The following is an 11,778-nucleotide window of genomic DNA, read 5'->3' on the forward strand; positions in this document are numbered from 1 at the left end:
CGGTGGCGATCACGCCACCGGCCCCGGGCCGTATCCGGGCGGGACCAGCATGGATGTGACATTGACCCGCGTTCGCGTCCGGCTTGTGCAACAAATCGACTTCAGCGTCTTCCCAGCCGTCCCAGCAGTGTCTATGTTCACAGTGGTCCCACTCGTGGGACCCCTTCCGCCGACCCCGAACCCCGATCGGGTCGGTTTCCCTTACACCGGAGGTACCACGTGCGCAAAGTCGCAGTGGGTCTGCTCGGTTTGACGCTGACGGCCACCGGCCTGACGGTTGGCACGGCCGTCAACGCCGCGCCCCCGGCAAACACGCCGGGAGCGGCTCCGTCGGCCGCCGAGTCCACCCACGCCGAGCACGACCTGCCCAACCCGCTGGAGAACAAGCGGCGCGCGCTGCGCCAGGAGGGCCTCAGCGAGGTCCTCTCCGGCCGGGCCAAGGCCGAGCGGATCAACGGCAGCACGGTCGTCAAGGTCGGCAAGACCCAGGCCACCGGGCCGGCCGCCCGGTCGGCCAAGGGCACCAGCCAGACCCAGGACCAGTACGTCGAGCTGGCCCGCGAGCAGACCGACCGGATCTTCGTGATCCTCGCCGAGTTCGGCAACGATCGGCACCCGAGCTACCCGGACCAGGACACCCACCCGGGCACCCCCGGGCCGGCCCGGTTCGACGGACCGCTGCACAACGAGATCCCCGAGCCGAACCGCGCGGTGGACAACTCCACCGTCTGGCAGGCGGACTACAACGCCGACCACTTCCGCAAGATGTACTTCGGCACCGGGCAGGGCGACGAGTCGCTCAAGCAGTACTACGAGGCCCAGTCCTCGGGTCGCTACAGCGTGGACGGCACCGTCACCGACTGGGTGAAGGTCAACTACAACGAGGCCCGCTACGGCCGGTCCAACGGCTACCCGTGCGCCTCGAACGTCTGCTCCAACACCTGGGCGCTGGTCCGGGACGCCGCCAACCAGTGGGTGGCGGACCAGAAGGCCGCCGGCCGCACCGACGCGCAGATCGCCGCCGACATGAAGTCCTTCGACAAGTGGGACCGGTACGACCACGACGGCGACGGGAACTTCAACGAGTCGGACGGCTACATCGACCACTTCCAGATCGTCCACTCCGGCGGCGACCAGGCCGACGGTGACCCGTGGCAGGGCGAGGACGCCATCTGGAGCCACCGCTGGTACGCCTTCGCCAGCGACCAGGGTGTCACCGGCCCGCCGAACTTCCCGGCGGGTGGCGCCCAGATCGGCACCACCGGCATCTGGATCGGCGACTACACCATCCAGCCGGAGAACGGCGGCCGGGGCGTCTTCTACCACGAGTACGGCCACGACCTGGGCCTGCCGGACGACTACAACGTCACCAACGGCGGCGACAACAACAACGAGCACTGGACCCTGATGGCCCAGAGCCGGCTCGGCGCCAAGGACGCACAGGACATCGGCAACCGCGGCGGCGACCTCGGCGCGTGGAACAAGCTCCAGCTCGGCTGGCTCGACTACGAGGTGGTCGTGGCCGGGCAGAAGCGCACCATGACCCTCGGCCCGCAGGAGTACAACTCCGACAAGCCGCAGGCCGCCGTGGTGGTCCTCCCGCAGCGGGCGTACAGCTTCGACAACGGCAAGCCGTTCGAGGGCACCAAGCAGTTCTTCTCGGGCAACGACGACGACCTGAACAACACGATGACCCGGACGATCGACCTGACCGGGAAGTCGTCGGCGGCGCTGACCATGAAGGGCCGCTACAGCATCGAGGCCGGGTACGACTACCTGTTCTTCGAGGCGTCCGAGGACGGTGGCCAGACCTGGACCGCCCTGCCGGGCACCGTCGACGGCGAGCCGCTCCCCGAGGTCACCCCGGGCCGCCCCGCGCTGGACGGGTCCAGCGGCGGCCAGTGGGTCGACATCAACATCCCGCTGGACTTCGCCGCCGGCAAGACGGTGCAGTTCCGGCTCCGCTACCAGACCGACGGCGGCGTCGCCGAGGGCGGCTTCTACGGTGACGCGCTCACCGTGACCGCCGACGGTCAGCCGGTCTCGGTCGACGGTGGCGAGAACGGCGCCGGGTCGTGGACCCTCGCCGGCTGGTCGGTCGTCGAGGAGACCTACACCCGTCTCTTCGACAACTACTACATCGCCGGTCACCGCTCGTACGTGTCGTACGACAAGTACCTGAAGACCGGGCCGTACTACTTCGGCTACGCGAACACCCGCCCGGACTACGTGGACCACTACGCGTACCAGGAGGGTCTGCTGATCTCCTACTGGAACCTGCGGTGGCCGGACAACGACACGTTCGAGCACCCGGGTGAGGGTCGGAACATGATCATCGACGCGCACCCGCGGCCGATCTACAACCTGACCGGACAGCCCTGGCGGGCCCGCGTCCAGGTCTACGACGCGCCGTTCAGCCTGAAGAAGGCGGACTCGTTCACGCTGCGCCACAACAGCCAGCCGCAGTACATCCGCGGCCAGGCGGCACAGCCGCTGTTCGATGACACCAAGCAGTACTGGTACCCGGAGCTGCCGAACCACGGCGTCAAGCTCCCCGCGACCGGCACCAAGATCAAGGTGCTGGAGCAGGACGGCACCTCCATCAAGGTCCGTTTCTCCTGATCCGACCGGTCATCCGACGGCGCCCGGGGCACTCGCCCCGGGCGCCGTCCCCGTTTCCGCCGGACACCCCGCCGACCCCGCACGAGCAGGCAGGACGCGCCCGGGTCCTAGGCTGTGGGACATGACCGAGCAGCATGACGGACCGATCGACGAGTCCTGCGTCCTGACCGACGGGCCGTGGACGCACCGGTTCGTCGGGGCGAACGGCAGCCGGTTCCACGTGGTGGAGGCCGGTGCCGGGCCGATGGTCCTCCTCCTGCACGGATTCCCCGAGTTCTGGTGGGCCTGGCACGAGATGCTCCCCGCCATCGCCGACGCCGGCTTCCGGGCGGTCGCGGTGGACCTGCGCGGCTACGGCGCGACCGACAAACCACCCCGGGGGTACGACGGCTACACCCTCGCTGCCGACGTCGCCGGCCTGATCCGGGCGCTCGGCGAACGCTCCGCGACGGTGGTCGGCACCGGAGCTGGCGGCCTGCTCGGCTGGACCGCCGCCTCGTTCCACCCGAGGCTGGTCCGCCGACTGGTGGTGCTCGGCGCACCGCACCCGCTGCGGCTGCGGGCGGGCATCTTCGCCGACCCCCGGGGCCAGTTCAGCGCCGCCACCCCGACCCTGAAGTTCCAGGTGCCCCGCTACGAGCACACGCTCACCCGGAACGACGCGGTCCGGGTCGAGCAGATGCTGCGCCGGTGGGGCGGGCGACGCTGGGTGAACAGCCCCGACTTCGCCCCCTACGCGGCCCGCTGCCGGGAGGCGATGCGGATCCCGCAGGCCGCCTTCTGCGCCCTGGAGATGTACCGGTGGGCGTTCCGTTCGGTGCTGCGGCTGCACGGCTACCGCTTCGTCAAGCTGATGCAGAAGCCCCTGGTCACTCCGACCCTGCAACTGCACGGCGCGGAGGACATCGCCTCGCTGCCGCGGACCGCCCAGGGCTCCGGCCGCTACGTGCTGGCCCCGTACGAGTGGCGGCTGCTCGACGGTGTCGGGCACTTCCCGCACCTGGAGGCACCAGACCTGGTGCTCGGCGAGATCCTCCGCTGGGCGAAGTCCTGATCCTGCCCCGGTCGGCCCAGAGCCGGTCCAGCATCCGCCGGCCGGGTCAGATCCGGTGTTCCCGCAGGTCGGCGACCTCGGCGGCGGGGGCCCAGCCCTGGTACACGCCGAAGTCGAAGACCTCCAGCCCCATCGCCTGCGCCACCGGCCAGCGTCCGCCGGTGTACTCCACCCGCAGCCAGCCGTCGTGCTCGGCGAGCACGATGAATGGCTGCCCCTGCCAACTACAGGTGGTCCGGATGTACGCCAGGTCGTCCACCTCGTCCACCGGCAGCACCCGCACGTAGCGGCCGGGCCGGACCTCCTCGAAGCCGTCCCCCGGTTCCGGCTGGTAGATCCGCACGTCGCTGCCGTCCGGACTGGCCTGGTACTCCCGCCCGCGCCAGCGGGCCACGTACCCGTCGCGCATCACAACTCCCCGACCTGTCGCCAGTGCAGGGCGTCGGTGTCCAGGGTGGCGACCACCCGCTCGCTGCCGTCCGCGCCGATCCGCCAGAGCTGCGCGCCGTGCGGCAGCCGGGCGCTGTCCACCTTGAACTCGGCCACCACGTCGCTGCTCTCTCCCGGCGCGAACCCGTTGCCCCGGAACGGTGGCCGTTCGATAACCCAGCCTTCCATGGCCCGCATGGCGCTCTCGTTCTGCCCGCCGTACGGAATCCGGTACAGGCTCGGCCGGTACGCCGGCCAGCGCAGCACGTAGATCTCGTCCGCGTCGGGGGAGAACGGGGAGCCGGGATAGCAGAGCCCGAGCGCCGCGTGCAGCCTGGCCGGGGTGTTCAGGTGGGCGACCTCACCGGCCCGGTGCACGAACCCGGAGACCCGGTCGTAGCCCCGTTCCAGGTAGTAGGCAAGCTGACTGGGGGCGACCGCCTTCTGCATCATCGGCGGGCGGTTCGGATCCTCCGGCGTCGTGGCGTACCGGGTGGGGGTCTCCGGTTCCTCGGCCGTCGGGGTGGCGACCGGTTCCACCGGCTCCGGCTCGACGTCGTCGCCCAGCCCGACCTCGGCGGCCCAGTTGGCCAGCGCCACGATCTGCTCACCGGGCAGCTTCGCGCCGACCGGGGTGCCCGGATTGACGGCGAACGACCACTGCTCGTCCGGCCACCTCCGGATGAGCTGCACGAACTTGACCTGCACCGTCTCGACCGTGGTGACGACGTGATCGGCCAGCCGTTCCGGCGAGGTGTAGACGACCACGTACGGCTCACCGTCGAGCTGCTCGGTCCGCCAGACGAAGCCGCTCTCGCCCGGACGGGCGCCCGGCGAGCTGTCGGGCGCGACGGGCAACAGCACCCGGGCCAGGAGCAGGGTGGACAGGAAGGTGTCGGTGCTGCCGGTACCGGCCGCGTCGAGCAACTCCTCCTCGACGTCGTTGGCCGGATCGAAGTCGACCGCCGGGGACGTCGACGCCGGGGATCCGGCACCGGGCGCGTCCAGCGGCTCCGTCCCCGACGGCGAGGCCGACCCGTACCCCGGCTCCGGCGACTGTGCCGCGACGGGCTGGTGTTCCGGTACCGCGGCCCCGAACCCCGTTCCAGCCGTCTCCTGTCCCGACCCGGCGGCCTCGTAGGGAGACGCGAAGGCCCCGTACGCGGCCGGGGCGGGCTCGTACACGGCCGTGGCCGGCTCGTACCCGGCCCGCTCGTACCCGGCCGTGGCCGGGTCGTACCCGGCGGGCTCGTACCCGGCCGGGGCCGGGTCGTGCCGCGAGGTGGTGGGCTGGCTCGGCTGGTCGGCGGTGCCCGGCGGATAGGACGCACCAACGTCCGGGCCCGTCCGGTACGCCGATGCCGGGTCGACGAGGTCGCGGGACTCGACGACGGTCCCCTCGATGACCAACGGCGACGGCGACGGCGATCGGGCCGGCTCGGGCTCGGTATACCCGGCCGGTTCGGTGGCCGGCTCAGACCCGGCATACCCGGTGGCCGGCTCGGGTCCGGCATACCCGGCCGGCTCGGGTCCGGCATACCCGGCCGGCTCGGGTCCGGCGTACCCGACGTGCGACTCAGACCCGGCGTACCCGCCCTCAGGCCCGGCGTACCCGGTCGGCTCGGTCAGCGGCGGTGGGTCGGCGGCATCCGGCGGCCCGGCGTACGGGATCGGTTGGGTCGGCTCCGGAGCCACCGACTCGCCCGCGTCCGGTGGTACCCGTCGGGGCAACGGCTGGGTGGACTCACCGGACTGCGGGGTCGGCATCCGGCGGGGCAGCGCCTGGGTCTGGTCGCCGACCACCGGGTCCTGGAGCGGCTGCCGCCGGGGCAGTGTCTGGGTAGGCTCGGCGGCCGGCGGCCCGGACGGGAAGCGGTTCGACGGCGTGGCGGGCTGCTCGGTGGGAGCAGGCGCGGAGTCGGTGAACTGGAACGCCCGGGTGGGTTCGTTGCCGGTCGGCTCCGGCCGGTAGGGCCGCCGCCGGGGAAAGGCGCGGCCCGGTTCACCCAGCCGGGACGGGGGAACCGCCCGCTCCTGCCGCAGCGGGGAGATCGGTGCCGGACCGGCGCTACGCCCCGGCGGTGCCGGCTCGAAGTAGGAGTTCCGGCCGGTGGTGCCGGCGGACTGGCCGTTGGCCGGCGGGGTCGGTCCCGGCTCGGGGCGGGACGCGCGGCGCGGGTTGGTCAGCCAGTTCGAGGCCGGCTCGGCGGTCCCGCCCGACGGCGGCGACTCCGGCACGCCGCGCGGGTCGGGTGGTGCCGCCCGGGGCGGCTCGGTGGCCGCGCCGGACTGGTCAGGCACTCCCCGGCGGGGTGGCGTCGCGGCGGATGGCCGGTTGGCTCCGTACGGCGGGGCGGGCGACGACGGCCGGGCGGGCTCCGGCGGCGCGGCCGGCGACAAGGGCGCCACGGGCGGCGACAAGGGTGGCGCGGCCGGTGACAACGGTGACGCGGGCGGTGACAACGGTGACGCGGGCGGTGACAACGGTGACGCGGGCGGTGACAACGGTGACGCGGGCGGTGACGGCCGGGACGGCTCCGGCGCGGGTGCCTCAGCCCCGGCCGCCCTGCTCCGGGCGAGCTGTTCCACCTGCTCCAGCCGAGCCCGTGCGCCCAGCGTGCGGCCGGGCAACCGGACGTCGCCCCGGGAGAGCTGCGACACGAACCAGGCCGGCAGGTAGCCCTCGATGGGCAGGCCGGGGTTGACCGCCAGCCACCACTCGTGGTTGGGCCAACCCGACGCCAGGTCGTGGTACGCGCAACGCCGGCTCGAACCGTTGCTTCCGCCGAGGCAGGCGCGGAGCGCGGCCTCGGAGGTGAAGGCCAGCACGTGGGTTCGGCCGTTGGTGGTCCAGGTACCCCAGCCCATCGGCGCCTGCCCCGCCAGGGCCTCCGCGGAGACCGGCAGCAGCAGATCCGTCCGGGCCAGGATCCGGAAGTAGAGTTCCTGGTCGTGGGCGCGAAGAGCGTCCCGCATCGCCGCCTCGGCCTCGGTAGCCGGCTCCCAGTCGGTCACGGCCACCTCTCCTCCCGCGAACAGGCCATAGGCATCGCGTACAACCTACAAGGTTGTAACAAGATCACAATGTCTGGCCGGTGCGATCCATGTCGATGACTTCAGGCCGATAGCATGCCGTCCTGGAGCCGACACGATACGGAGGCGACGAATGCCCCGACCGACTCCACGTCCGATCGCCGCCGCACTGGCCGCCCTCCTCATGGCCGCGCTCCCGGCCGTACCGGCCTCGGCCGCACCGGGATGCACCACCCCGCTCGCGCCGACCCGACCGGTCGCCGAGGCACCCTGGCCACAGTTACGGTACGCCCCCGACCGGTTGGCCCCACTGGCGACCGGGGCGGGGACGGTCGTCGCGGTGATCGACTCGGGGGTGGACCGCCGGCACCCGCAGCTCGCTGGACGGGTTCTCGACGGCACGGACTACCTCGACCCGGGCGACGACGGCAGTCGGGACTGCGCCGGGCACGGCACCGGCGTGGCGAGCGTCATCGCCGCCACGCCACGAGCCGGAGTCGCCTTCCGGGGGCTGGCCCCCGAGGCCCGCATCCTGCCGGTACGGGTCAGCGAACAGCAGGTCGTCGACGGCCGGGAGTCGGGGCGTACGGTCAGCGCGGCGGTCCTCGCCCGGGCGATCCGGTGGGCCGTCGACCGGGGCGCGGACGTGCTCAACCTCTCCGTCGTGCTGTACGCCGACGAGCCGGCCGTCCGGGCCGCCGTCGGGTACGCGCTCGAGCGGGACGTGGTGGTCGTGGCCGCCGTCGGCAACCTGCACGCCGAGGGCGATCCCCGCCCCTACCCGGCCGCCTACGACGGGGTGGTCGGCGTGGGTGCCATCGCCGAGAACGGCGTCCGGGCCGACTTCTCCCAGGTTGGCGGGTACGTCGACGTGGTCGCCCCGGGCAGCGGCGTGCTGATGGCCGCTCCGGGTCGGGGCCACCGACGGGCGGAGGGGACGAGCTACGCCACCCCCTTCGTGGCGGCCACCGCCGCGCTGCTGCGGGAGTACCGCCCCGAACTGACCGCCGCGCAGGTCGCGCAGCGGATCGTGGCCACCGCCGATCCCGCCCCCGGGCGGGCGGCCGGGTACGGCGCCGGGGTGCTCAATCCGTACCGGGCGGTCACCGAGACCGGGGCCGGTACGACCGGCGGCCCCCGACGGGCCGGGGCGCTCCCGGCCGAGCGGGTGGACCCGGTGCGGGTGGCCCAGGACGCCCGACGGGCCGACGCCCGCCGACGGGCCCTGCTGGTCGCCGCCGGGACCGTCGCGCTGGCCATCACCGCCCTGCTGCTGGCGGTGGTCGTGCCCCGCGGTTTCCGCCGCCGCTGGCGGCCAGGCTGACCCCGACCGCCGTGGCGGTCCCGGCGGGGTGCCCCGCCGGGACCGTCGGCGTCATTGGAAGAGGTTGACGTTGCGCTTCTCGGTGTTCAGGTAGTCGGCGGCGGAGTCGTCGACGGCGACCTTGATGTCCCGCAGCATCGCCTGGAGATCCGCCGAGGCGGAGCGCCACCGCGTCTGGCGCACCGAGTACGCCTCGCGCGCCTCACCGGTCCAGCTCGCCACCAGCGGGGCGGCGTCCCGCTCCAACTGGCCGAGCTGCGAGTCGAGCGTGCTCAGCGCCCGCTGGATGTCCGCGCTGGCCTGTTGCAGCGCGGCGAAGTTGACGACCAGCACACCGTCGTTCATGGGATTGTCCCCTCCAAAGATCGGTCAGAGCGGCAGTTGGATGCCGCGATTGGTGCCGGCCACGCGGCTGGCCGCCTCGGCGTCCGACGCGTCGTACTGCGTGCCGGCGGTGCGGATCGCCTGGGCGGTCTCCCGCAGGGCCCGCTGCAACGCCGCCTGATCCTGCGACCACTGCTGCTTGACCTGCTCGAACGACCGGCCACCTGCCCCGCGCCAGGCCTGCTGCAACACCTCCAGCTCGGTCATAAGCTGGGTCAGCATCGTCTGCAACGACTGGTCGACCTGCTCGAACTTCGCGGCGGTCTGCTGCATCACCGCGGCTTCTGCCTGGGTCTGGGACACCCGGACGTCACCTCGTCTCGTGTGGTCGGGGCTGCCCGCCGACGTCGGGCGTGGACGCGTCGGTCGCCCGCCGGGTAGGCGAGCGACACGGAGCGGGTCAGCGGAGTTCGTCGCCGACGGTAGCGGGCTCCATCTGGTTCTGCTACCCCGCCCCGGTCGCCTGTGGACAGACGCCCCCGCCCGACCCCTACCATGGGCCGCTGTACCAGGCGGTGACGGCGAAGGAGGCGCACGGTGACGGTGGCGACGACCGGGCGGCCCATTGCGGCGACCGGGAGCGGGGATCCGGCCCCGGCCGACCGGCCGGACCGGGGTGCAGCCACGCCGGGCGTCGCGGCCGCGTCCCGACCCCCGTCGCCGGCCCGGTGGCCCGCGCGCCGGCCCCGCCCCGTGCTCGGCGTACGGGCCGGCCAGATCGTCGCCGCGCAGGTGGCGGTCGCCCTGGTCGGTGCCGCCCTGGGTCGGGGCGTCCTGGCCACCGCCGGCGCGGTGCTGGTCGCGGTGCTGCTGCTGTCGGTCGCCTGGGTGCGACTCCGGGGACGGTGGCTCTTCGAGTGGCTGGGCACCGCCACCGGACATCTGACCCGGCGGCGGGTCCTCGCTCCGTCCACCGACCCGGCCGCGCTGCTCGCCCTGGTCGCGCCGGACGCCTCGGTGCACGGCACCGAACTGGCCGGCGACCTCACCGCGGTCGTCGGCGACCCGGAGGGGCTGACCGTCCTGCTCGAGCTGACCGACCCGGGTGGCCTGCTCGGGGACGGGGAACGGCACCTGCCCACCCCGGCGGCCCTGCTGCCGCCGGCCGGCCCGGACGCGCCACCGGTACGGATCCAGCTACTGCTCGCCGGTGCGCCCGCGCCCGTCCCCGGGGCGGGTGGCAGCCAGGTGGCGACCTCGTACCGGCAGCTCACCGAGGGGCGGGTGCCCGGGTACGAGCGGGCGGTGCTGGCCGTTCGGGCGCTGCGGGTCGACGGCTGGTCCGACGAGGAGCTCCGGCGCGCTCTCGCCGGGGCGCTGCGCAAGGTGGTTCGTCGTCTCGCCCCGGTCACCGCCCGTCCGCTCGGCGAGGAGGCCGCGCTGCGCGTACTGGGGGAACTGGCCCATCACGACGGCGGCCAGCCGGCCCGGGAGAGCTGGCGAGCCCTCCGCCTGGGTGGTCTGGTGCAGTCCACCCACCGGCTGCGGCGCTGGCCCGACCCGCGCACCGAGGGTGGTCGCCGGCTGGTGCCGAGGCTGCTGGGGCTGCCCGCCACGGCGATCACCGTCCTGCTCTCGGCCGGGCCGCACGGCGGCGACCCGGCGAGGCCGCGCGGCGGCGACCCGGCGTCGCTCGAGCTGTCGGTACGGCTGGCCGCCGGCACCCCGGGTGACCTCTCCGTGGCCGAGCAGGCGCTCCGCCGCCTGGTCCACGGCCTGGGCGGGGCGGTACGTCGGCTCGACGGCGACCAGCTTCCCGGACTCACCGGCACCCTGCCGCTGGCCCGCGCCGGAGGCGGGGTGTCCGCCGTCGCCGGCCCGCTCGACGCGGTGGAGCTGCCCCTCGGCACCGCCGGGCTGATGATCGGCTTGAACCGGCACGGCTTGCCGGTCACCCTGCGGCTGTTCCGTCCCGAGGCCACCCGGATCGTCCTGGTCGGTGGCGTACGCGTCGCGCAACTGGTCGCCGTGCGCGCGATGGCGCTCGGGGCCCGAATCGTGGTGCAGACAGCCCGCCCCCGGGCCTGGGAGCCGTTCGTCCGGGGGGTCGGTGTGCCGGGAGGCGCGATCGTGATGGTCCCGCCCGGACGGCCGGTGGGCGGGGCGGGCTCGCCGCTGCGCCCGCTGCTGCTGGTGGTGGACGCCGGCCCGGTGGCCGCCGATCCCACGCCCGAACCGGGTTGGCAGGCCACCCTGGTCGTCCGGGACGAGCTGACCACGGCGGACGCCGACGCCCTCGCCCGGGCGGACCTGGCGGTGCTGCAACCGCTGGACGCGGCCGAGGCCACCGTCGCCGGTACGGCGCTCGGATTGGGCGGCTCCGCCCAGTGGCTGACCCGGATCCGGGAGGACATGGTGGCGGTGGTCAACCGACGGGCGCTGCGCTGGGCGCTGGTCGCCCCGACCCTGGTCGAGGCGCAACTGATCGGCCCACCCACCCGCCGTTGATCCGGTTTCGGGCGGGTTCCCCCGGTTGGCCGGGCATGGCACCATCGCCGCCATGACCTCTCTGCTGATCCGGCTGGGGAGCACGGTGCTGGCCTTCTGGCTGGCCACCCTCCTGATTCCCGGGATCACCCTCGACTCCGACTCCCTCGTCGAGACGGTGACCACGTTGGTCCTCGTCTCGGTGATCTTCGGCGTGGTCAACGCCGTGCTCCAGCCGATCATCAAGACCGTGGGCTGCGGTTTCTACCTGCTCACGCTCGGCCTCATCGCGCTGGTCGTCAACGGGCTGCTCTTCCTGCTCACCAGCGCGATCGCCGGGCGGGTCGGGCTGCCGTTCGAGGTGGACGGCTTCTGGCCGGCGGCGGTGCTCGGCGCCCTCCTGGTCAGCGTGGTCACCTGGCTGCTCGGCGCCCTCCTCGACCGGGACTGACCCTTGGGTGTCGTGGGCCGCATCCCGGGAAGTGGCTGCTGAACGGCCCGGTGA

9 protein-coding genes are annotated in these 11,778 nt (G+C 73.4%); 5 read left to right on the forward strand and 4 right to left on the reverse strand.

The genetic code is table 11. The features are described from left to right. Positions 1-234 precede the first annotated feature (234 nt). Positions 235-2,622, forward strand: a complete 2,388-nt coding sequence (locus tag GA0074692_RS23190; RefSeq protein WP_091647471.1) for an immune inhibitor A domain-containing protein — start codon at positions 235-237, stop codon at positions 2,620-2,622. Positions 2,623-2,743: 121 nt separating this feature from the next. Next, positions 2,744-3,676: an alpha/beta fold hydrolase gene (locus GA0074692_RS23195; RefSeq protein WP_091647474.1), complete on the forward strand. Its 933-nt coding sequence runs from the start codon at positions 2,744-2,746 to the stop codon at positions 3,674-3,676. Positions 3,677-3,722: 46 nt separating this feature from the next. Here the strand turns inward: GA0074692_RS23195 and GA0074692_RS23200 are convergent, their stop codons facing one another. Further along, complete coding sequence (locus tag GA0074692_RS23200; protein WP_091647477.1) at positions 3,723-4,088, reverse strand: hypothetical protein; 366 nt, start codon at positions 4,086-4,088, stop codon at positions 3,723-3,725. Then, on the reverse strand, positions 4,085-7,120 hold the full coding sequence (locus tag GA0074692_RS23205; protein WP_091653973.1) for an SseB family protein: 3,036 nt from the start codon (positions 7,118-7,120) through the stop codon (positions 4,085-4,087). The genes GA0074692_RS23200 and GA0074692_RS23205 overlap by 4 nt, the downstream gene beginning before the upstream one ends. 151 nt (positions 7,121-7,271) lie before the next feature. Here GA0074692_RS23205 and mycP point away from each other — a divergent pair, with 151 nt between their 5' ends. After that, positions 7,272-8,462 (forward strand): type VII secretion-associated serine protease mycosin, encoded by a 1,191-nt coding sequence (gene mycP, locus GA0074692_RS23210; protein WP_091647480.1) that lies wholly within the window; start codon positions 7,272-7,274, stop codon positions 8,460-8,462. A gap of 51 nt (positions 8,463-8,513) precedes the next feature. Here mycP and GA0074692_RS23215 read toward each other — a convergent pair whose 3' ends face one another. Both GA0074692_RS23215 and GA0074692_RS23220 read right to left on the reverse strand, forming a co-directional pair. After that, entirely contained in the window at positions 8,514-8,807 is a 294-nt protein-coding gene (locus GA0074692_RS23215; protein WP_091647482.1) for a WXG100 family type VII secretion target, read from the reverse strand. A 24-nt stretch (positions 8,808-8,831) separates the two neighbouring features. Beyond that, positions 8,832-9,149 carry a WXG100 family type VII secretion target gene (locus tag GA0074692_RS23220; RefSeq protein ID WP_091647484.1) on the reverse strand — a complete coding sequence of 106 codons (318 nt, stop codon included), beginning with the start codon at positions 9,147-9,149 and terminating at the stop codon, positions 8,832-8,834. 234 nt (positions 9,150-9,383) lie between these two features. Here GA0074692_RS23220 and eccE point away from each other — a divergent pair, with 234 nt between their 5' ends. Then, the gene (gene eccE, locus GA0074692_RS23225) at positions 9,384-11,294 is read left to right on the forward strand and encodes a type VII secretion protein EccE (RefSeq protein ID WP_091647485.1); all 1,911 of its coding nucleotides are present in this window, start codon (positions 9,384-9,386) and stop codon (positions 11,292-11,294) included. Between the two features lie 52 nt (positions 11,295-11,346). Continuing rightward, positions 11,347-11,724 (forward strand): phage holin family protein, encoded by a 378-nt coding sequence (locus GA0074692_RS23230; RefSeq protein WP_091653975.1) that lies wholly within the window; start codon positions 11,347-11,349, stop codon positions 11,722-11,724. Positions 11,725-11,778 lie beyond the last annotated feature (54 nt).

Origin of the sequence: Micromonospora pallida (genome assembly GCF_900090325.1) — a bacterium.
Classification (GTDB): Bacteria; Actinomycetota; Actinomycetes; order Mycobacteriales; family Micromonosporaceae; genus Micromonospora; species Micromonospora pallida.